The organism is Wolbachia endosymbiont of Frankliniella intonsa (assembly GCF_029856955.1).
Taxonomy (GTDB): domain Bacteria; phylum Pseudomonadota; class Alphaproteobacteria; order Rickettsiales; family Anaplasmataceae; genus Wolbachia.
Map to the genome: position 1 here is coordinate 299751 of NZ_CP097148.1, position 21501 is coordinate 321251.

18 protein-coding genes and 6 pseudogenes are annotated in these 21501 nt (G+C 33.1%); 10 read left to right on the forward strand and 14 right to left on the reverse strand.

Annotated features, from left to right (window positions below; all coding sequences use genetic code 11):
- Position 1 precedes the first annotated feature (1 nt).
- Genes M3L71_RS01745 through M3L71_RS01760 form a run of 4 tightly spaced genes read right to left on the reverse strand, consistent with a single transcriptional unit; the run spans position 2 to position 1305 of the window.
- Positions 2-274: a monovalent cation/H(+) antiporter subunit G gene (locus tag M3L71_RS01745; protein WP_280143811.1), complete on the reverse strand. Its 273-nt coding sequence runs from the start codon at positions 272-274 to the stop codon at positions 2-4.
- Between the two features lie 6 nt (positions 275-280).
- Positions 281-526, reverse strand: a complete 246-nt coding sequence (locus M3L71_RS01750; RefSeq protein WP_010404268.1) for a monovalent cation/H+ antiporter complex subunit F — start codon at positions 524-526, stop codon at positions 281-283.
- Between the two features lie 29 nt (positions 527-555).
- On the reverse strand, positions 556-948 hold the full coding sequence (gene rpoZ, locus M3L71_RS01755; protein WP_280143812.1) for a DNA-directed RNA polymerase subunit omega: 393 nt from the start codon (positions 946-948) through the stop codon (positions 556-558).
- Positions 949-1008: 60 nt separating this feature from the next.
- Positions 1009-1305 carry a helix-turn-helix domain-containing protein gene (locus M3L71_RS01760; protein WP_064085421.1) on the reverse strand — a complete coding sequence of 99 codons (297 nt, stop codon included), beginning with the start codon at positions 1303-1305 and terminating at the stop codon, positions 1009-1011.
- Positions 1306-2167: 862 nt separating this feature from the next.
- Here M3L71_RS01760 and purE point away from each other — a divergent pair.
- Together purE and mutL are read left to right on the forward strand one after the other, a co-directional pair.
- The gene (gene purE / locus M3L71_RS01765; protein ID WP_280143813.1) at positions 2168-2668 is read left to right on the forward strand and encodes a 5-(carboxyamino)imidazole ribonucleotide mutase; all 501 of its coding nucleotides are present in this window, start codon (positions 2168-2170) and stop codon (positions 2666-2668) included.
- The gene (gene mutL / locus M3L71_RS01770) at positions 2668-4497 is read left to right on the forward strand and encodes a DNA mismatch repair endonuclease MutL (RefSeq protein ID WP_280143814.1); all 1830 of its coding nucleotides are present in this window, start codon (positions 2668-2670) and stop codon (positions 4495-4497) included. The genes purE and mutL overlap by 1 nt, the downstream gene beginning before the upstream one ends.
- A gap of 251 nt (positions 4498-4748) precedes the next feature.
- Here mutL and M3L71_RS01775 read toward each other — a convergent pair.
- The 6 genes and pseudogenes from M3L71_RS01775 to M3L71_RS01800 form a co-directional block, all read right to left on the reverse strand.
- Positions 4749-5608: pseudogene (locus M3L71_RS01775) on the reverse strand (IS630 family transposase).
- A 29-nt stretch (positions 5609-5637) separates the two neighbouring features.
- Positions 5638-5937, reverse strand: coding sequence for a hypothetical protein (locus M3L71_RS01780; protein WP_280143815.1), 300 nt, complete (start codon positions 5935-5937; stop codon positions 5638-5640).
- A 372-nt stretch (positions 5938-6309) separates the two neighbouring features.
- A complete protein-coding gene (locus tag M3L71_RS01785) occupies positions 6310-7770 on the reverse strand; it encodes a DegQ family serine endoprotease (protein WP_280143816.1) in 1461 nt (486 codons plus the stop codon).
- Entirely contained in the window at positions 7770-8642 is an 873-nt protein-coding gene (gene hflC / locus M3L71_RS01790) for a protease modulator HflC (protein WP_280143817.1), read from the reverse strand. The genes M3L71_RS01785 and hflC overlap by 1 nt, the downstream gene beginning before the upstream one ends.
- A 2-nt stretch (positions 8643-8644) precedes the next feature.
- Positions 8645-9670 carry an FtsH protease activity modulator HflK gene (gene hflK, locus M3L71_RS01795; protein WP_280143818.1) on the reverse strand — a complete coding sequence of 342 codons (1026 nt, stop codon included), beginning with the start codon at positions 9668-9670 and terminating at the stop codon, positions 8645-8647.
- Positions 9671-9934: 264 nt separating this feature from the next.
- Positions 9935-10937 (reverse strand): annotated as a pseudogene (locus M3L71_RS01800) (IS630 family transposase).
- A gap of 83 nt (positions 10938-11020) precedes the next feature.
- Here M3L71_RS01800 and M3L71_RS01805 point away from each other — a divergent pair.
- A pseudogene (locus M3L71_RS01805) lies at positions 11021-11377 on the forward strand (integrase core domain-containing protein); the annotation flags it as partial.
- A 108-nt stretch (positions 11378-11485) separates the two neighbouring features.
- Positions 11486-12727 carry an IscS subfamily cysteine desulfurase gene (locus M3L71_RS01810; RefSeq protein WP_264375172.1) on the forward strand — a complete coding sequence of 414 codons (1242 nt, stop codon included), beginning with the start codon at positions 11486-11488 and terminating at the stop codon, positions 12725-12727.
- A 48-nt stretch (positions 12728-12775) separates the two neighbouring features.
- Here M3L71_RS01810 and rodA read toward each other — a convergent pair whose 3' ends face one another.
- Both rodA and M3L71_RS01820 read right to left on the reverse strand, forming a co-directional pair.
- Positions 12776-13879, reverse strand: coding sequence for a rod shape-determining protein RodA (rodA, locus tag M3L71_RS01815; RefSeq protein ID WP_349292722.1), 1104 nt, complete (start codon positions 13877-13879; stop codon positions 12776-12778).
- A 45-nt stretch (positions 13880-13924) separates the two neighbouring features.
- The gene (locus M3L71_RS01820; protein ID WP_280143820.1) at positions 13925-15373 is read right to left on the reverse strand and encodes a proton-conducting transporter transmembrane domain-containing protein; all 1449 of its coding nucleotides are present in this window, start codon (positions 15371-15373) and stop codon (positions 13925-13927) included.
- A 64-nt stretch (positions 15374-15437) separates the two neighbouring features.
- Here M3L71_RS01820 and M3L71_RS01825 point away from each other — a divergent pair, with 64 nt between their 5' ends.
- A complete protein-coding gene (locus M3L71_RS01825) occupies positions 15438-15743 on the forward strand; it encodes an NADH-ubiquinone oxidoreductase subunit NDUFA12 family protein (protein ID WP_280143821.1) in 306 nt (101 codons plus the stop codon).
- A gap of 2 nt (positions 15744-15745) precedes the next feature.
- On the forward strand, positions 15746-16201 hold the full coding sequence (mlaD, locus tag M3L71_RS01830) for an outer membrane lipid asymmetry maintenance protein MlaD (RefSeq protein WP_280143822.1): 456 nt from the start codon (positions 15746-15748) through the stop codon (positions 16199-16201).
- 230 nt (positions 16202-16431) lie between these two features.
- On the opposite strand, the pseudogene M3L71_RS01835 reads toward mlaD, so the two are convergent.
- Positions 16432-17432 (reverse strand): annotated as a pseudogene (locus tag M3L71_RS01835) (IS630 family transposase).
- A gap of 44 nt (positions 17433-17476) precedes the next feature.
- Positions 17477-18454: pseudogene (locus M3L71_RS01840) on the reverse strand (IS4 family transposase); the annotation flags it as partial.
- A gap of 83 nt (positions 18455-18537) precedes the next feature.
- Here M3L71_RS01840 and M3L71_RS01845 point away from each other — a divergent pair.
- The 4 genes and pseudogenes from M3L71_RS01845 (at position 18538) to M3L71_RS01860 (ending at position 21439) form a co-directional block, all read left to right on the forward strand.
- Positions 18538-19539 (forward strand): annotated as a pseudogene (locus M3L71_RS01845) (IS630 family transposase).
- A 221-nt stretch (positions 19540-19760) separates the two neighbouring features.
- A complete protein-coding gene (locus M3L71_RS01850; RefSeq protein WP_264336399.1) occupies positions 19761-20108 on the forward strand; it encodes a transposase in 348 nt (115 codons plus the stop codon).
- 28 nt (positions 20109-20136) lie between these two features.
- Complete coding sequence (locus M3L71_RS01855; protein WP_280144093.1) at positions 20137-20751, forward strand: IS630 family transposase; 615 nt, start codon at positions 20137-20139, stop codon at positions 20749-20751.
- Positions 20732-21439: a hypothetical protein gene (locus M3L71_RS01860; protein ID WP_280143823.1), complete on the forward strand. Its 708-nt coding sequence runs from the start codon at positions 20732-20734 to the stop codon at positions 21437-21439. The genes M3L71_RS01855 and M3L71_RS01860 overlap by 20 nt, the downstream gene beginning before the upstream one ends.
- Positions 21440-21501: the final 62 nt, after the last annotated feature.

Genomic DNA, 21501 nt, shown 5'->3' on the forward strand with positions numbered 1-21501 from the left:
TTTAATAGCCTTTACTTTTATAATAAGTACGCGCTAAAATATAACTGTTAGTTGAATTGGCTATCCACATTATAAAAATCAATAATATAACTTTAACAGTATTGATTGAAAATTCATTTTGCCAAGCAAAACCAATCAACAACAACATTGCGCCACTAGAATCTGCAATACCTGCAGCATGTAGTCTAGTATAGAAATCAGGAAATACTACTACTCCTACGCTTGAAATGACTATTAAACAAACACCTAAAAATATGAGAATGGATGCTACCATAAATTATCAAAACAACATTAATCTCATTAGCGCTATAGTTGATATAAAGCTGATGCTAGCATATAGCAATGCTATATCAATTAAAAAAAAATCATTCAGAGTAATCGATATTGCTGTTATGAGTAAAACTACTTGTGTTGATAAACTATTGAATGCTAAAATCTTATTGTACACATCACTTGACCTAAATACTATACAACATAACATTACACTCATACAGAACAAAAGCGCATAGATAGCAATACTAATCATTTATAAGCTATTATAACCTCTGCAGATTTCTAAATCGGTACTTCTTCACCACTATCTTGATCATCTATTTCATCATCGTGGCTTTCTTGACTTACATCCAGACTTGTGTTAAGTTGATGATCAGAAAAATTTAACAAATTTGCTATCTTACTTGGACTATTAATATAAGTATCATCTGTGTTTCCTTTCATGTGCTCCTTGCACCTTTTCACCAAAAGGTTAAACAACTCATGAGTATTCACCTTCTTTTCTGCTATTTCATATAAAGAAACTATCGTATCCTTATGATCTTTAAACTTAACCATTTCAACGGGATCGCTTGCCCCTGTACTCAAATCATGCGTTCTTTGACTTGCTAGCAGAACCAATTTAAAACGGTTGTGTAACTGTTCTACACACTTTTCTACAATAGACTCAATCATAAAATACTACCTTGGTAAACTTTATACTATATCACAAAAAATAAGATGTCAACTTCGGATCTATTGAGATCCAATTCTACATTCTACTTTTTCTTCTTTAGCTTTTACTGATTGATTTTCTGTTATTGTAATTGTTATTTCATGATCAAGCTTTTTCAAAAAACCTAACAGTCTCTCTAAAGAAAAACCACTTGTCTTACCACTTTTAATTTGTGACACCTTTGGTTGATCAATACCAAGTTTCTCAGCCGCACAAGCTTGAGTCCAAGTATTTTTTCCTATAATTTTACTTATTATGCTCAGCAATTTTTTTTTTATTGCTTCACTATCCAGATTGTTTAATGATATTGTTTCCATAATTTTTACTCTCACATACCAACTAGCTTTATTAAATATTATATCATAATATTTAATATACCAATATATTAATACTATGTAATTTGTCAATAACTATAATGATATACTGATACTCAAAATTTTAAATTGACTATAATTTTTATCAAAATACTAGTAATTTCAAACTATTATTTTGTAAAAAACTTACTATTAAAGAGAATAAGTTGAAATTGCAAAGTTTAAAATACAGAAATAATCATTTTACAAACTCGTTTTAGAGACTGTACATGATCTCAAGAAAGGAATAAAGCAGGAGATAGAGTATGTAAATTATGAAAACAGAGCAAGATGAGTAGGAGAAAAACTGAGTAGAGTTCTGTAGAAAGAAACAAAATCAAGAAGATTTAGGATATATTTTACATAGTGTTACAGGTCCTAAAAAGTGGCTTCAGTGAATCAACAATGTTTTCAAAATGGCAAGATTATTTTAATAAATGAAGTAAAAAACATAGCGGAAGTAAAGAAAGTGTTTTGAAACATATATAAAAAGGTAATTGCAAAGAAACAAATAAAAGGATGTAACTGTAGAAATCTTTGCCGTATTGTCAAAAGGTAAGTCTCTAATACTCTTATAGAAAAGTGTAGACAATTGTGATAAGCAAAATTCAATACTAGCTTACAAATCGTCTTCTTGCTTCCAACGCTTTGCTTCTAAAAAGATTATGAATAGACCCTTATATCCTAAATTTATACCTCTATATTTTAATATAGGGATTCATTTCAATTTTTAAAGTTTCTATTTAATAAGAATGCTATATCATATTCGTAATTTAATTTAAATATCTGTTGCTTCTTAAATACTATTTGGTTAGTAAATAAAATCATGTCTAATACAGAAAAAATTAAAAAGGATGTTGCTGTAATTATGGGAAGCGAGTCGGATTATGGCACTATGGTGCATGCTATTAACCTATTAAAAGAATTGGAAATTTCACATGATGTATTTATAATATCCGCACACAGAACACCAGAGAGACTCTTTAATTTTACTAAGTCTGCTCAAGAAAAAGGCTTTAAGGTTATTATAGCTGGTGCAGGAGGAGCGGCTCATTTACCTGGTATGACTGCATCGCTTACTTATTTACCTGTTATCGGTATTCCTGTGCATAGCAAGCAATTAAATGGGCTCGATAGTCTATTATCTATAGTGCAGATGCCAAAAGGTGTTCCAGTTGCAACAATGTCTATAGGAGAGAGTGGAGCATGCAATGCAGCTATTACTGCTGCATCTATATTGTCGATTTCTAATAGTGAAATTGCAGATAGATTAAAAAAATGGAGAGAGGGGCAAACTAAAGCAGTAAAAGAAAAACCAACATTATAATGGCAATAGTTCTTTTAGATACAAAAACCATAAATCGTATAGCAGCAGGAGAGGTAATAGAAAGGCCTGCAAGTGTGGTAAAGGAATTAGTGGAAAATGCAATAGATGCCAGAAGCTCAGAGATAGAAATTAAGATAGAAAGTGGTGGGCGTAACCTCATTACTGTAATCGATGATGGTAGCGGAGTAAAAAAGGATGATTTAGAACTTGCGTTTATGCGCCATGCTACTTCAAAATTGAGTGACAGTGAATTGATAGAGATCAAGCATCTTGGCTTTAGAGGAGAAGCTTTGCCTTCAATTGCAGCAGTAAGCAGAATAAAATTATCATCTAAGGCAAGCAAAGCAGATCAAGCATGGTCTATAATGTATGAGGGGGGAGAAAAAATAGGAGAGCTTGTTCCTTATCCTTTATCGATAGGAACATATATTGAAGTACGAGATTTATTTTTTGCCACACCAAATAGACTAAAATTTCTCAAAACCGAAAGGGCAGAAACACAAAGCATTGTTGATATTGTAAACAACTTAGCAATGATCAATTATGGAATTGAGTTTACTCTTATCTCCGATAATAAGAAGCTTCTTAAGTATGCTAAGCAGACCTCATTATTTAGCAGGCTATGCGAAGTAGAAGAAGAATTTCATGAAAACTCTTTGCAAATTAGTGAAGAAGAAGATGGCATTAGACTTACAGGATACATCTGTAAACCTACTGTCAATCGTAGCAATTCAACTCAGATCTATACATTTGTTAATGGTAGACCAATTAAAGATAATCTACTTATTGGTGCAATTCGTTATGCGTATCACGACCTTATTCCAAGCAATAGATATCCTTTTGCAGCTCTGCACTTAGAGATACCGTATGATCAAGTTGATGTAAATGTGCATCCAAATAAATCAGAGGTAAGGTTTCAGAACAAGAGGCTAATATATGAAATAGTGAGAAGAGGGCTAATAAAAGTGCTATCAAAGAGAATAGATCTTGCAGAAACTGTATTGGCCCAGAATGGAACAACAACGAATCATCTATCATCAGATCCTTTTAGTAGGTCTAGTCTTAAAAATGAATTTTATGGAAGAAGGTCGGATCCTTTTGAAAACCAGTTAATGAGAGAATTTACTTCTCCAAATATAGAGACAAAAAGCTTATCAGAACATTCAAAATCGTTTGATTATACTGGTATGCAAAAATCTCCTCCACGAGCAGAAACTACAATTTTGGAAAGGAAACAAACCGATCTAATAAGGGACTATCCACTTGGGTTTGCACACTGTCAAATCTACAATACTTATATTATTGCCGAGGTAAGAGACAAACTAATTATAGTAGATCAGCATGCAGCCCATGAAAGACTAGTATACGAGTGCTTAAAGGAGAAATCAAGTATAAAAAGACAAAAACTTCTTTTGCCTGAAATGGTTGAAATCAAAAGTCAAGCCGGTATGGAAATGATAGAAGTTTATAAGGATAAGCTTTTCGAAATGGGCTTTGATATCGAAATTAAATCAGAAAATGCGATCATAGTAAAAGAAATACCTGCAATCTTAGGGGCAATAGATGTGAAGGAAATGCTAATTGATATAGTGGATAGATTAATAGAAATAGAAGATACTCTACCTATAGAGGATAAAATAAATAAAATACTAGCTACAATTGCTTGTCATGGATCAATTAGAGCAGGTAGAAAGATGAAATTAGAGGAGATGAATGAGTTGTTGAGGCAAATAGAAAAAACACCATATTCTGGACAATGCAATCACGGAAGACCAACCTATATAGAAATGAAATTAAGCGATATTGAAAAGTTATTTGAGCGAAGGTAAGAAATTGTCACAAATGTGTATAGATTATACAACCCTAGTTTCGTCATCTCAAAACTCAGATACACAATTGTTAGAACATTGCAATTTGCAGGTAATTTGTATAGTAGATAATGTCATTCTATTACTTGACTATGATTTATTATGCGGCTACTTGATTAAAATTAAGTTTCCTAAATCCCAGGCATTGTCTTTTATGTTAATAATTAATATACAACTAAAGATATAGCTCTTTTCATAATAGTCCGGAAAGTTCATAGAAAAGCAGAATCAACAGCATGACGAAAAGATGTGAATAGAGGGATGTTTTTCCTAGCTCTATTTTTTATAGCAAACCAATGATGCTCAATTTTATTGAAATCTGGGGAATACGTAGGAAGATACAAAATTTCAGCACCAACTTCTTTAGCAAGTTCAGTAATCTTATTAGACTTATGAAAAGTAGCATTATCAAGGATAACAGTTTGTCCAGGTTCCAAAATAGGTGTCAAAAACTGCTCAAACCATTTATTAAAGATATCCATATTACAATGGCCCTCAAATGTTAACGGAACAACTATTTTTCTACTATTTAGAGCTGCAATCATGCTAATTCGTTGAGTTTTCTTTCCAGATTTTAGGGCATAAAATCGCTGTCCTTTCTGAGAATATCCATAGGGATAGTCTTCGGTATTATCAATACCAGATTCATCTATATATACTAAGTTTTGAGGTTCTTTCGTTGCTATAATTTTCAAAAATTCAGCACGTTTTTCTTCATTCCTTTCTTTGTATCCATATGTCTTTTTTGCGTGTGAGTCCAATTTTTTTAAGAGCTAGATGAATCGTTGGGATACTAACATTACTCCAAAGCTTAGCCATTTCCGATAGAGTTTTTCCACCATGTTTTTTTGGCAAATTCAGTAAATTTATTCCAGTCGGTAATTTTATGATTATAACCTCCATTTCCAAGTTTTTTCGACTGAAAATCTCCTGTTTCTTTTTTTCTTTGCTGCCACTCCCATAATGTAGTTCTTCCAATTTTAAATCTTGCTGCTACCGTTTCTCTGCTTTCCCCTTCGTCTAGTACCTCCATTGCTTTTTTTCTTAAATCATAACTATATGCTGCTGGCATACTTACCTTCACTACTATAAACTCTTATTTTAAACCGTTTGGACCATTATGAAAAGAGCTATAACTAAAGCGAATTTGTAATCATTTCTTACGCTTTCTAGCTTTAGTTGTAGCTCTTGAGATAAGTCGTTTAGTATACTTGCCACGTCATGCTTCAAATCCAAAATTTCAAAACGCTGACCAGTAGCGTCATCCTGAATAATGTAAGATACACTAGGCAGGCTAAATGTTGTTTTGTTATTTAATCTTATTTGTGCAGGTACCCTACGACCAATTCTATTATTACAATCTTTTTGTAGGATACCTTCCTTTTCTAGTTTAAAACGCATCTCCACCTCCCTTTGCGATTAGATACAATTAATTTATGGGTATTAATTATTGATTAATAATGATGATAAGTAAATATGATTATGCTTTATACTAATTTAATTATAAATTAATTTGTGAAAGAAAGTTATACTTTTTAAACTGATTATCAAAAGGCTTTATATCATCCAGTTTCTTACCACTACAGCTCTTTCATCTTATGGATGATATCGTTCCAGTGCTTGATACTGAAGTCTAGTTCTTTCATAACCTCGTTGGAAAGGTTTTCAGTATAGGGATAAATTTTATTGATCTACAGAAAAACCCTTACCCTTAGGATAAAGAAGCTAGTTAAATTTGTCAAGCAATTTTTTCATGACCAGCTAGATAAATAGCTACTTCTTCAATTTGATTGAGGTGAAAAATTGATTGCCGTTGCGGTAAATAAGCAGCATTACTGAATCTTTGCCGTCTTTTTTTACTGCTGAATCAATTTGTTTTTGAAAATCATTAGTATTTTTAATATCGATTCCATCTAGTTGGATAATTATATCACCTTTCTTAATAACACGTAGTGTAGAATTACTACTACTATCTACACTAGTAACTACTACACCCTTTGTGGGTGCATTGTTTTTTAGTTCTTTTGGCAAATTTGAAACGGTTAAACCACTTATATAACTAGATGTTGATTTATTTTCTTCTTGATTATTACCTGAATCATCATTTGTAGATTCCTCGATTGCAACCTTGATATTGACTTCTTTATCTTTTCTAAGTAAATTAACCTGTACTTTCTTTCCGGGCTCAGTTAGTGAAACCATATGAGGTAATTGCGTCATTCTATCAATTTTTTTGCCGTCAAACTCTAATATTACATCACCTACTTTTATTCCTCCTTTCTCTGCAGGACTGCCCTTTACTACGCTTGCAACTAATGCACCTTTGATATCTTTTAAACTTAAGGATTTAGCAAATTCTTTTGTTATAGGCTGAACTTGCACGCCAAGCCAACCATGTTTTATTTTTTTACCACTTTTTAATGTGTCAATAATTGAAATAGCTAGATTAGATGGTATAGCAAAGCCTATACCCACGTTACCGCCAGACTCAGATGGGGAATAAATAGCAGTATTAATACCTATGACTTTTCCATTTAGATGAAATAGTGGCCCCCCTGAGTTACCTCTATTAATTGCAGCATCAGTTTGAATAAATTCATTCATAGTACCAATACTAATGTCTCTAGATCTTGCAGACACAATTCCTGTACTTACAGAGCCACCCAAACCAAAAGGGTTGCCTATTGCAATAACTGTATCACCAACTCTTGCTTTATCAGAATTACCAAATTCAACAAAAGGAAGATCTTTATCAGAATTAATCTTAAGCACAGCAAGATCAGTTTTTGCATCATAGCCTAAAACTTCTGCTTTGAAATAAGTATTATCGTTCATAGTAACTGTAATATCTTGGGCATTTTTAATAACGTGATAGTTGGTTACTATGGTTCCACTTTTATCTATAATAAATCCAGACCCAAGTAACGTCACTTCTCTATTAATGCTAGGAGCTCTATCGAAAAATTGATCAAAATGCTCGAAAAATTCTCTAAAGTCATCAAAGAAATTATTTCTTGGCGTAAAGGGAATTTTAGTTCTACTGTTATTTTCTTGCTTAACTATTTGCTCACTTGAAATATTTACAACTGCGGGAATAAGTTCTTCTACCAAATCAGCAATCTGATTATTACTGCATCTATCTTCTACTGTGGGTTCACTAAATTTCTTAGCAGCATATAGATAAAAAGGTGAAATTAAAAAACATATAAATATCAATAAAATCTTACTTTTCATTATTTCCACCCTTTGTTCAAAATATCTAAGAAATTATTATTTGGTGAAAGCACAAATTTAGTATTATCCTTAGCAAATGATTTACTATAAGCTTTCATAGAGCGATAAAAGTTAAAAAACTCTTCATCAACCTTGAATGCCTCATTATAGATTCTAGTTGCTTCAGCATAACCACGGCCTCTTATTTCATGTGATTCTTTTACTGCACTAGAGACAATTCCCCTTTTTAATTTATCAGCTTTTGATCTAATTTCTTGTCCAGCTTGTTCTCCTTCTGCTCTAATTTCTTTTGCTTCCTTTTCCCTTTCAGTTTGCATGCGGCGGAATATTGCAGAACTATTTTCTTCTGGTAGATCTGCTCTCTTAATTCTTACATCTATTACTTCTATGCCAAATTTTCCAGCTTCAGAATAAACTCCACGTTGAATTAATTGCATAACTTCTGATCTCTTTTCATTCAACAAACTAATTAATGAAAATCTTCCTATATTCTCCCTTATGTGAGCTTCTATGACAGGATATAATCTTCTAACTAGCCCTGATTCATTTTTCACAGTTTGATAAAAAGTGATAGGATCTATTATTTTATATTTTGCATAAGCATCTACTATAATACGCTTTTGATCTGCAGTTATCACTTCCCTTGGAGTTTTATCAGGACTTAAATCTAAAATTCTCTTATCAAGAAATTCTACGTTATTTATAAATGGCAATTTAAAATATAAACCACTTTCCCTAACATCTTTTACGACTTTACCGAGTTGTATAACTATTGCTTGTTTTGTTTCTTGAACAACGAAGATTGAATTAGATAAGGCAATCAATAATACAACAAATATAAAAGCAAAAACAATTTTTATATTACTACTCATGGCTATTTTCCTAAATTTGTAAGAGGTAAATAAGAGAACATACCTTTCAGATCGTCTGTTATAACAAACTTATCTACCTTGCTGAAAATATTTTCCATAGTTTCAAGATAAATACGATTCTTAACAAGAGAAGGATTTTGTCTATATTCTTCGTAAAGAGATAAAAAGCGATTTGCATTACCTTTTGCTTGATTTATTATTTCATTCTCGTATGCTTCTGCATCTAATTTTATCTTTATTGCTTCACCTTTTGCACGAGGTATAATATCATTACTGTAAGCGTATGCTTCGTTTATGGTACGCTCCTTATCTGCTCGAGCACTTTGTACATCCCTAAATGAGCTAATCACCTTTTCTGGTGGATCAATTTTTTTCATTTGAACGGATAAAATCTCTATACCCATTTGATATCCATCAAGAATCTGTTGCAATAAAATTATAGTATCTCTGGAAATTTCAGCCCTGCCTTGACCTTCGAGTGCAAAAGAGATCGTATTCTTACCTATTATTTCTCTCATAGCACTTTCAGCAGCATTTTTAACGCTAAAACCAGGTTTATAATCCCGCACTTTGAATAAATAATCTTTAGCATCCCTGACTCTCCATTGGACCTCAAAGTTAACGTTGACTATGTTCTCATCTCCGGTGAGCATCACTCCTTCACCACGATCTGTATCTCGCCCATAAGAGCTGCTTATCCCAATTTCTTCACGATTTACTTCTTTAACATTTACTTTAAAAACCTTACCAATAGGGTAGGGAAAGTGATAACGCAAACCAGATGTTTCTGTATTGGAATATTTGCCAAAAGTAAGTTCTATACCTTCCTCACTCGGATGGACAATATAGAAACCAGTACAAAGATAAAACAACAAAACAATAAAAATGATGAAATAAGGTTTTTTCCCTCTATTTTTGGTTAAGCCATTAAAAAAGCATCTTATATCAGACACAGCTTTACTTAAAATATCTTCATTACTTGAACCTGACGGTTTCTTTCCAAGATTCCAAGGATTACGCTCATCCATAAAAATTATTAATTGTATAACTAATACGCTGATATTACTTAATCTTATCAAAAAATGCAAAACTATTTTGTTTGCAGATTAATGATCGGAGTGAAGGATGTGATCATACACTTCCTTTTTCTCTATATGATGTGGTCAATTCTACAGAATTTCTGGCTTTTTTTGAATTCTTTATTGTCGTTTTTGATAAGTATAGCTCTTTTCATAATGGTCCAAACGGTTTAAAATAAGAGTTTATAGTAGTGAAGGTAATACCAAAATCCATTACTGACCGAACAAATAAGAAACATTACAAACTCGTTTAATAGTAGTACTGGAAATATTGACAATAAAATTACACAAAACATCTTCAAGTAAACCTATGGTATCGTAGATACTATTGCGTAAAGTATTGTATTTGATATATTGCCACAACCTTTCAACAGGATTCAGTTCCGGTGAATAAGGAGGCAAGTATATGATGGTAATGTTTTCCTGAATTTTCAAACTTTTTGATCTATGCCAACTTGCACAATCCATTACAAGAAAGGCTTCTTTCGTGCCTAAATCTTTCGACATCTGCTCCAGAAATATATTCATACAATCAGTGTTTACATATGGAGCAAGTAGGCTAATTTTCTTACCACTTCTTGGATTTACCGCACTTTAGATATAGAAATTTTGTCTACCAATTTTCATTTTAACCTGCGTTCTGACCCCTTTTAAACCATCCGTGTCCGATTTTTGAATGAGTCCCAAATCGTGATTCATCAAAAACACACCTCCCTTTTAGGGTGGAAATTGACTATTTTATTGAAGTATCTTTTAAACTCTTCTTGCTTGTTTTTATCTTGTTTATGGTCCATTGGCCTCGGTGTTATGTAAGAAAATTTCATCCTTTGTATCTCACGGTGCACTGTTGATTTGCTGATGTTTAGGCAAATTCCTCTGAGATTTTTATTTGTACTTCCTTAATAGTAATATTTGGATTTCTTTCTACCCATATTTCAATTTGCTCACGTTGATTTTTGTTTAATTTGCTTTTTCTTCTCCGCTGAAACGGGGCAAATAATTTTTCTACTCTACCAAATTTTAGATGCTTTATCCATTCAGTCAAAGCAGTCCTTGAAATTTTACATATTCTTGCCACAGCGCTTATACTACTTTCTTTTCCTGCTATCACCGCTTGTAACTTTTTTGAAACATATGCGTTATTTCTTACCTTTTTTAACATTTCTTTCGCTAAATTTACAACTCTTTCGTCTAATAGTTTTGACCTTAATGCCATTTATACCTCGCTATTTCACTTACTCTAGTATGACTTTTTCCCCATTATTCTCTATCTGTTCTTTCTATAGCGGGAATTGGTATAAGCAATTAGTTATAGATGCTTTATTGATGGCTGTTGATAGGCGCAAACCCGTTAAAAATCTACTATTTCATAGCGATCAAGGATCACAGTACACCTCTAAAAATTATCAATTTTTACTGAATACAAAAAGTATTATTTCTAGCATGAGTCACAAAGGTTGTTGTTACGATAATGCTGTTTCGGAGAGCTTTTTTAGTTCACTAAAGAGGGAATTACTCATTGATACCTCACAACACTCCGCACAAGAAGCTAGAACCGCAATATTTGAATACATAGAAATTTTTTATAACAAACAACGTAGACATTCTACTATTAACTATTGCATTCCTGAAAAATTTGATTCATCATTTTCATGAAAAAAACGTCTTAACTACCTGTCTACTTTTTCTGGGTAAGATCAATATCTTGAAAAAATTAAGCTTTAGTGCTACTAAATATTGTAACTTCTATGCTGAAACCTGACTATGAATATGGAAAAAATACGCAATGCTAAAATAAAATTACCAATATTTCTCGATTATCAATCTACTACTAAAGTAGATCCTCGTGTTTTGGAGGTGATGATACCTTATTTTGGTGAGTTTAGTAATGCACACTCTCGTAGCCATTCATTTGGTTGGACAGCTGAGGAAGCAGTAGAAAAAGCAAGGAAGCACATTGCTGATTTAGTGAATGCAGACAGCAAAGAAATCGTCTTTACATCGGGTGCAACCGAATCAAATAACATGGCTATCAAAGGTGTTGCTCATTTTTATAAGAATAAGGGAAATCATATAATAACTGTCTGCACAGAGCATAAGTGCGTTTTAGATTCTTGTCGACATCTGGAAAATGAAGGCTTTAAAGTTACATATTTGTCCGTTAAGCAAAACGGAATTATAGATTTGTTGAAACTTGAGGAGGCAATCACTGATAAAACAATTCTGATTTCAGTGATGATGGCAAATAATGAAATCGGAGTAATGCAACCTGTCAAAGAAATTGGTGCAATGTGTAGAAAGCATAATATATTTTTTCATACAGACGCTGCCCAAAGCTTTGGAAAAGTTCCAATAGACGTAAATGAAATGAACATTGATCTTATGAGCCTTTCTAGCCATAAAATTTATGGACCTATGGGAATAGGTTCATTATATGTCCGTAGAAAAAATCCTCGTGTTAGGTTGACGCCACTAATTAGTGGTGGTGGACAGGAGAGAGGCATGCGCTCTGGAACAGTTCCTACTCCCCTTGCAGTTGGTTTTGGTGAAGCGGCACGTATCGCTAAAGAAGAAATGGAAATAGAAGCAAGCAAATTAGAAGAGTTGAGAGATATTTTGTACAACAAAATAAAAGAGGCATTTCCTGATGTTGTTTTAAATGGTGACTACGAAAATAGGATTCCAGGTAACCTTAACTTAAGTTTTCCTTATGTTGAGGGTGAGTCTCTTATCATGGCAATCAAGGATTTAGCAGTAAGCTCTGGTTCTGCATGCACATCTGCATCCCTTGAGCCTTCTTATGTCATAAGATCACTAAACAATGGCCACGATCTTGAGCATTCATCAATTAGATTTGGCCTTGGCCGATTTACAACTAAAGATGAAGTTCTATATGCAGCAGATCTTGTTACTAAAAATGTTGGACGGCTAAGAGAGATGAGCCCACTTTTGGAAATGGTACAAGAGGGAATAGACTTAAGCACCGTAAAATGGGATTCTCATTGAAGAATAAGACGTTAACCATTAGCAGAGTGATGGTTGTCTAAGCTCTTTCTATGGGTGAAATCGGAAACTTAGCTTTAAGTCCTTTGTAGATGACACGGAACTAAGTAGCAATCCTATACATATTAAGCTCGCAGCAGTTGTGCTTCCGCCATAGGATAGAAATGGAAGTGGGTCACCTATTATAGGTAAGAAGCCTGTTGTCATTCCAATGTTTATAAAGAAATGAGCACTAAAAAAGGCAAAAACCCCGATAGATATTAACTTAGAAAAGTAATTTTTTGACCTGTAAGCAATGGAGAATATTATAGCAAGCAATGTGGTATAGAGTAAAACCAAAGTCATACTGCCTAAAAAACCCCATTCCTCACTCAGTACCGCAAAAGCAAAATCTGTTCGTTTCTCTGGCAAAAATCCAAGTTGAGTTTGACTTCCATTAATAAATCCCTTACCAAACAAACCTCCTGAACCAATAGCTATTTGAGATTGCTGTGCATTATAACCTATTCCAAGTGGATCTACTGATGAATCCAAAAATGATAATATCCTTTGCTTGTGATAAGGGCGCAAAAAAGGCCAAATAGCTGGTATTGCGAAAATGCCAAGAGTTCCAAAAATTATTAAATGAGGTCTCTCCATTATTGATGTGAATATGATTGATGCTCCTATAAACAATATTATTACAGCTGTTCCTAAATTAGGTTGCTTCAATACAAGGAATACAGGTAAGAAAATAATTATAAGTGGCTTAAATAAGCTTTGAAATTTCATCATTTTATACACACTTTGTTTATTAAAATAACAAGCAAGTGCAAGTATTAAGCCCACTTTTACAAATTCTGATGGTTGTAAACTAATTGACCCAATTCTTATCCATCTCGTTGCACCCATTATATGCGAGCCAAAAAAATTTACTGCTAACAGCGCAATTACTGCTGCTATGTAAAAAAAATAAGCGTGCTTCAAATAAAAATCTAGCTCTATAAATGACATAGCTATAGCAAGCAAAAGGAAGAAAGAGAATATGACCAATTGGTGAATTGCAAATGGAGCCCACTTTCCTCCAGCAGAAGAATATTGAACAACAATGCCAACGCAAAACAGAGCTATTACGTTCATGACTAATAATAAGTGAATCTTCTTCAGCTTATCCACAGCGAAAACTTTACAGACTTTTAGATACAATAAAACATAAGAAAATCAAAAAGCAAATTTATTAATTACCAACCGAATTGGATTACTATATATCCCAGTTATTACCGTTAAAATTGCCATAAATAATAGACAAAAGAGCATAAGAAATGGTACCTCATTAAGTGTCATTCCAGCGTTTGATGCTGTACTGTTTTCAAAATACATTTTCTCAACCATTTTCCAAATGTATACTAATGCAAAAAAAGAGCTAACAGCAAAAACCATCAGAGAGACCCATGCATGAGATTCAAGAATTGCTTGCATCATATACCACTTACTTACAAAGCCATTTGTCAAGGGTACACCGATTAATGCTAAACTAAGTAGAGTAAATGCGAGTGTTGTATAGGGCATTGACTTTTTTAGTACTGATAAATTTTCTATTTTTGTCATACCAACCTTATAAGAAATACACCCTGCAACCATGAATAAAGACGTTTTTATCATGCTATGATTTACTATGTGAAGAACTGCTGAAAACAAACCTGATTTTGAATTTAAACCCAGCATTAAAAGTATATAGCCAATCTGACTGATACTGGAGTGAGCAAACAGTGTTTTTATATCTTTTTCGATTATTGCAGATATTGATCCAAATACAATAGCGCAAAGTGCGAGGATAATTATCACATTATGCAGTGGTAAGAAAAAATTTTGCTGAAAAACAGTGTAAAAGATTCTGATAAAAACATATATCATCACTTTGGTTACTGTACCTGAAAAGAATACGCTAACGAAGCTAGGTGCTTCACTATATGCGTTAACCAGCCATCTGCTGAGTGGAAATAGTGCCATTTTGATTGAGAGACCAACAAAAATGAATAATGTACCAAGTCTTATGATGTTATTATCGTATAATGGTACTATTCTTTCAGCCATGTCAGACATGTTGAGCGTTCCGGTCATAGAGTATAAAAGGCCGATGCCAAACAAGTAAAATGTTGCTCCTACAGTACCACTAATTAGGTATTCAAATGCTGCAATCAGGGCTTTTTTGTCCCTTCCCATTGAAACTAATACATAAGAAGAAAGAGATGAAATTTCCAAAAAAACATAAAGATTGAATATGTCGTTTGTTACTAGAATCCCGAGTAGTCCGCTTAAGCACAGTAGAAATAGAGAGTAAAAACCAGTGATCTTGTTTTTGCTAATTTCTTTCTCGTTAATATAAAAGCTATAAAGCACGCTAATCAGCGCTATAAAATTCACCAAAGTTAGAATCAAGGAGTTCAATATGTCGATTCTCAATTCTATTCCGTATGGAGGAGCCCAATCTCCAAGATAATAAGTTATAATTTCACCATTGTATGTTTTCACTAGGAACGTTAATGAAATAAAGAAAATAGCTGCCGTTGTAAAAAAAGAGATAAACCAGGACACCCTATGTTTCCTGGTAAGAAAGCAGAACATCGAAGCAATTATTGGTATAATAACTTGTAGAATTGGTAATTGCATTAAACTGTTGTTAATACATCGTTAAAGTATTAGTATATATAATACTTTTTGTTTTAACACCTTTATGTTGTCTAAAATTTATAATGCAGTAACGAGCCTATTGCGGAGAGAAGGTGAACTTATAGGAAGGGACGAAAACGGAAATTCTTACTATGAATCAAGTAAAGGAAAAAGATGGGTAATATATGACAATGTTTCTGAGCCTACAACAATTCCTCCAGCATGGCATATATGGCTGCATTATACTAATAATGCAGTACCAGTGAATAATAACAAAAGAAAAATTCCTAATTTAACAGGTACAAAAGATGCATACTACCCAAACCAAAAGGTGAAAAATTACTATGAAAGCTGGAATCCTAATAACTAAAGATGCGAAGGTCAAATATACTTGAAATAACTGCTGGTTCATTTGTATTAATTTTTACTGTTTTTCTTATCTTCTTCGCTATTGATAAATTATCTTACATAAAGAAAAACTATAAGGATTGTTATAAAATACATGGCCTTTTTACTGATGCTAACGGTGTAGGAGTTGGTGATAGTGTCAAGATCTCTGGTGTGGAAGTCGGAAGCATAACTGGTGTATCACTCGACAAAGCTACCTACATAGCACGAATCGACATGTGTATAAGTAGGGATATAAAACTCCCATTTGATAGCTCAGCCCTAATCACTAGCAGTGGAGTTGTTGGTAGTAAATTTGTTAATATATCACCTGGCGCAGATCCCAAATTAATTTCACACGGTGGTAAGATAGCACACACTCAAGCTGAAGCAAATATGGGCGGAATAATGGATAAAATTATTGGCATTTTTACAAAGTGAGAATAACAACACATAAGCCGACTTGGCCTATGTACAATTAAGGGATTTTTCTATCAATAGCTTGAAGTTGTTCAGCGTTTGAATTATCAAGATTTCTGCTAGGTTTTACATTCCTAATAATCTCAACAAATGCTTGTACTTTCAGTATAGGAGTGTTTTTTCTTACGTACTTAGGGAAGTGTTAAATAAACCATACGCGTCAAGTTAAGAGATTGTGATACCAAAATCCATTACTGACGGAACAAATAAGAAACATTACAAACTCGTTTAATAGTAGTACTGGAAATATTGACAATAAAATTACACAAAACATCTTCAAGTAAACCTATGGTATCGTAGATACTATTGCGTAAAGTATTGTATTTGATATATTGCCACAACCTTTCAACAGGATTCAGTTCCGGTGAATAAGGAGGCAAGTATATGATGGTAATGTTTTCCTGAATTTTCAAACTTTTTGATCTATGCCAACTTGCACAATCCATTACAAGAAAGGCTTCTTTCGTGCCTAAATCTTTCGACATCTGCTCCAGAAATATATTCATACAATCAGTGTTTACATATGGAGCAAGTAGGCTAATTTTCTTACCACTTCTTGGATTTACCGCACTTTAGATATAGAAATTTTGTCTACCAATTTTCATTTTAACCTGCGTTCTGACCCCTTTTAAACCATCCGTGTCCGATTTTTGAATGAGTCCCAAATCGTGATTCATCAAAAACACCTCCCTTTTAGGGTGGAAATTGACTATTTTATTGAAGTATCTTTTAAACTCTTCTTGCTTGTTTTTATCTTGTTTATGGTCCATTGGCCTCGGTGTTATGTAAGAAAATTTCATCCTTTGTATCTCACGGTGCACTGTTGATTTGCTGATGTTTAGGCAAATTCCTCTGAGATTTTTATTTGTACTTCCTTAATAGTAATATTTGGATTTCTTTCTACCCATATTTCAATTTGCTCACGTTGATTTTTGTTTAATTTGCTTTTTCTTCTCCGCTGAAACGGGGCAAATAATTTTTCTACTCTACCAAATTTTAGATGCTTTATCCATTCAGTCAAAGCAGTCCTTGAAATTTTACATATTCTTGCCACAGCGCTTATACTACTTTCTTTTCCTGCTATCACCGCTTGTAACTTTTTTGAAACATATGCGTTATTTCTTACCTTTTTTAACATTTCTTTCGCTAAATTTACAACTCTTTCGTCTAATAGTTTTGACCTTAATGCCATTTATACCTCGCTATTTCACTTACTCTAGTATGACTTTTTCCCCATTATTCTCTATCTGTTCTTTCTATAGCGGGAATTGGTATTAGCAAATTTAGAGAAGTTAAGGTGGATACCCTAGTTTTTCTGCACTTGTCTTTTAATGAAAACTGCGACCAAGTTATGGTAAGCTTTTTGAGAAAAATATTTAAGCCTTTAATTTTATTATTTAGTGCTAAAAATAACTCTCTAACCCGTCTTTTTAGCTCAATAAATGCCTTTGTTAAGCTAAGCTCCGTATTTTTTTTCAGTTCTGTGCAACCCACTATTCCATGAAATATAAGAATTGCACACAATTTGGCATATAGCTCACATAATACTCTGTATGGCTTTCCTCTCAGCTTATCAATCCTTATATTACTCTTATATAATTTGAACAATAATTCAATTTGCCATCTTATTCGGTAAACTACTAGTATTTGCTCAGCATTAATCTTACTTTTTGGAACATTAGTTATAAATATTGACCAATTTAGTAACTTTTGGTTCCTTTGAGAAGATGTGTATCCATGTGATCTTGCTAACCTATTAGCCTTTCTTCTTCTAGCCACAGCTTGTTCTTCAGTTAGTTTTTTAAATATAATTCTTACTTTAACCCTTGTCTCTTTTCCTAACAATACCTCCTGTTCTAGAAAAGATCGATCTCCCAAATGTTCTAGTAAATCTATTTTTTGACCTGTCTCTATATCATATATGTTAGTATCGGATTTATAACGACTTATGAAATAAGCTCCTATTTCATTGATGTGTTTAAAAGAACTTGGCACAAAATAACCCAAATCAGATATTAGTAAATCGTTGTTCGATATATTGCTTAAATGGCTTCTATAACCCTGATCTGACCTTATTCCTTCAGTTATATTAAGCTGGTCTAATGTCTGGTTTAGGTAGTCAAAAACTAATTGTAACTTTATTCCAGACTTAGTATTGCTTTCATAACCACTGTAGCTGGTACCATAACCTTTATACATGTCTTCCATACTGTTATACCAATTCCCGCTATAGAAAGAACAGATAGAGAATAATGGGGAAAAAGTCATACTAGAGTAAGTGAAATAGCGAGGTATAAATGGCATTAAGGTCAAAACTATTAGACGAAAGAGTTGTAAATTTAGCGAAAGAAATGTTAAAAAAGGTAAGAAATAACGCATATGTTTCAAAAAAGTTACAAGCGGTGATAGCAGGAAAAGAAAGTAGTATAAGCGCTGTGGCAAGAATATGTAAAATTTCAAGGACTGCTTTGACTGAATGGATAAAGCATCTAAAATTTGGTAGAGTAGAAAAATTATTTGCCCCGTTTCAGCGGAGAAGAAAAAGCAAATTAAACAAAAATCAACGTGAGCAAATTGAAATATGGGTAGAAAGAAATCCAAATATTACTATTAAGGAAGTACAAATAAAAATCTCAGAGGAATTTGCCCTAAACATCAGCAAATCAACAGTGCACCGTGAGATACAAAGGATGAAATTTTCTTACATAACACCGAGGCCAATGCACCATAAACAAGATAAAAACAAGCAAGAAGAGTTTAAAAGATACTTCAATAAAATAGTCAATTTCCACCCTAAAAGGGAGGTGTTTTTGATGAATCACGATTTGGGACTCATTCAAAAATCGGACACGGATGGTTTAAAAGGGGTCAGAACGCAGGTTAAAATGAAAATTGGTAGACAAAATTTCTATATCTAAAGTGCGGTAAATCCAAGAAGTGGTAAGAAAATCAGCCTACTTGCTCCATATGTAAACACTGATTGTATGAATATATTTCTGGAGCAGATGTCGAAAGATTTAGGCACGAAAGAAGCCTTTCTTGTAATGGATTGTGCAAGTTGGCATAGATCAAAAAGTTTGAAAATTCAGGAAAACATTACCATCATATACTTGCCTCCTTATTCACCGGAACTGAATCCTGTTGAAAGGTTGTGGCAATATATCAAATACAATACTTTACGCAATAGTATCTACGATACCATAGGTTTACTTGAAGATGTTTTGTGTAATTTTATTGTCAATATTTCCAGTACTACTATTAAACGAGTTTGTAATGTTTCTTATTTGTTCCGTCAGTAATGGATTTTGGTATTAGTCTGTGTCATTTCTCACGAGCATCAGCAAGCTCGTATATACTCAATTTATCATAATCTATCAATACAATTCTTTCTTGAAAAATATAGCCTCACATTTTTTCAACCTGTATCTACTACAGAACAGAAACTGAATCTGCGAGAGTATAGAAACTATAGTATTTCCCAAAGCAAATGATAAAGGTATAACAAAGTATTTGAGTTATAATGGCATATAGTGTGGATTTAAGGGAAAAGGCAGTATTGATGATAGAAAAAGGGAAGACAAAGGTTGAGATAGCAGAGCTCATGGAGATAGGAATAGCAACTCTGTACCGCTGGTTAAAAAAGAAAGCTGCTGGTGAAAGCTTAAAGCCATCTAAAAACGGTAGCTTTATTCGAAAAATAGACCCAAAAATACTCGAAGAATATGTTACAAAGAATCCAGATCATACTCTGGCAGAGATGAAACAAAATCTTGGATTTGGAATAAATTCAATTTGGTATAGACTAAAACAGCTAAAAATTACTTTAAAAAAAAGTCACACTATATCAAGAGCGCAATCAAGAAGATAGGCAGCAATTTATTGATAAAATCTCAAAAATAGAACATTCCAGCATCTTATATATAGATGAAGCAGGAGTTGATAATAAGTTATACCGAGAATATGGACGTGCTCCAAGAGGAAAGAAAATTTATGCAGATGTTCCAGGGAGAACTCGAGAGAGAATCAGTATAGTAGCCGGGTGGATTGGAATGAGATTTATTGCACCAATGACTTTCAAAGGTGGGTGTGAAAAAGAGGTATTCAATATATTGTTGGAGAAGATGTTATTACCTAAATTGCCACTTGGCACAACCATAGTTATGGATAATGCTACATTTCATAAGACCACTAAAACAAAATCATTAATAGAGTCTTTTGGCTTTCATGTGCTGTATCTTCCAACATATTCACCAGATTTGAATCCCATAGAACACTGTTGGCATACCATCAAAAGCCGCCTCAGACCTCTAATGTATAAATGTACAGACTTACAACTTTTGGTTGGTAATACCATAATGGAAATTTATCCATTCATTTTAGAAAATACTATAGGTGATAGAATCAGTTCTCAAGACGCAAGACAAAAAGTAGAAGAGGTTTTATATAAGGTAGGCGATAATAGTGAAAGTATTTTGAAATTAAAAAAAAAGGTTGAACAATTTTTTTTATAAAATACTGCCTTGGAATGATAAAGAAGGTAACGCTGACAATAATGCTGATTACTCAAATGAGTTTGATGAGAATTTTGCGTGGGTTATTAATCAGTTTTCAATGCATCATTTGCCGAAAGAGATTAGAAAAGACTTGCCTCTAAAATTAGAACAGGAAGATATTTTGCCTGAATTTTTAAGCGAATATGGCAATTGTATTTTCAACAGATTCACATCTTTTAATAATAAAATTGAATCAAGTTTACAACCACCATTTTTGAATGAAGAGGATTACAAGCGTTTATTATCTTCTCTTGCAGAATATGAAAATAATATTTCTTCTAGTGCATTTGCTACGCTCATGTACAAGATTAAGCTATATTACGACTCTTATCTAAGGTATAATATAAGATCCTCGCTTTATATTCCATTTAAGCTTAATTTATTTGAGAAGCTAGATGTTTTAAAGAATGAAATATTGTCTTTTAAGTCTATAAGCCCTGAAAAGGCTATAGAAGTCTCGAATTTAATTAATTGGTTTAGGTCGAAAATTTTACCTGATTTCCAAAATTTTGAAAAACAATGGTTCCAAGAATTTAAGGACACTTGGAAACAAAAGTTTATACCGAATATGGAAAAGCAAATGTCTTGGACTGCGCTGCATGAAACTGTGTTGGAATATTTAGAAGAGGCAAAGAAAGAAGTCTAACAAGTATTAAGATGGCCAGATGAATGGGCAGAGAAAAATAAAGGCACATGTATCTGGAAGGA

Coding starts and splice junctions, on each gene's coding strand:
- rpoZ (WP_280143812.1), bottom strand. CDS start 948: ATGATTGAGTCTATTGTAGAAAAGTGTGTAGAACAGTTACACAACCGT.
- mutL (WP_280143814.1), top strand. CDS start 2,668: ATGGCAATAGTTCTTTTAGATACAAAAACCATAAATCGTATAGCAGCA.
- purE (WP_280143813.1), top strand. CDS start 2,168: ATGTCTAATACAGAAAAAATTAAAAAGGATGTTGCTGTAATTATGGGA.
- M3L71_RS01780 (WP_280143815.1), bottom strand. CDS start 5,937: ATGCGTTTTAAACTAGAAAAGGAAGGTATCCTACAAAAAGATTGTAAT.
- hflC (WP_280143817.1), bottom strand. CDS start 8,642: ATGAGTAGTAATATAAAAATTGTTTTTGCTTTTATATTTGTTGTATTA.
- M3L71_RS01850 (WP_264336399.1), top strand. CDS start 19,761: ATGGCATATAGTGTGGATTTAAGGGAAAAGGCAGTATTGATGATAGAA.
- M3L71_RS01825 (WP_280143821.1), top strand. CDS start 15,438: ATGTTGTCTAAAATTTATAATGCAGTAACGAGCCTATTGCGGAGAGAA.
- mlaD (WP_280143822.1), top strand. CDS start 15,746: ATGCGAAGGTCAAATATACTTGAAATAACTGCTGGTTCATTTGTATTA.
- M3L71_RS01760 (WP_064085421.1), bottom strand. CDS start 1,305: ATGGAAACAATATCATTAAACAATCTGGATAGTGAAGCAATAAAAAAA.
- M3L71_RS01745 (WP_280143811.1), bottom strand. CDS start 274: ATGGTAGCATCCATTCTCATATTTTTAGGTGTTTGTTTAATAGTCATT.
- M3L71_RS01750 (WP_010404268.1), bottom strand. CDS start 526: ATGATTAGTATTGCTATCTATGCGCTTTTGTTCTGTATGAGTGTAATG.
- M3L71_RS01820 (WP_280143820.1), bottom strand. CDS start 15,373: ATGCAATTACCAATTCTACAAGTTATTATACCAATAATTGCTTCGATG.
- hflK (WP_280143818.1), bottom strand. CDS start 9,670: ATGGATGAGCGTAATCCTTGGAATCTTGGAAAGAAACCGTCAGGTTCA.
- M3L71_RS01785 (WP_280143816.1), bottom strand. CDS start 7,770: ATGAAAAGTAAGATTTTATTGATATTTATATGTTTTTTAATTTCACCT.
- M3L71_RS01810 (WP_264375172.1), top strand. CDS start 11,486: ATGAATATGGAAAAAATACGCAATGCTAAAATAAAATTACCAATATTT.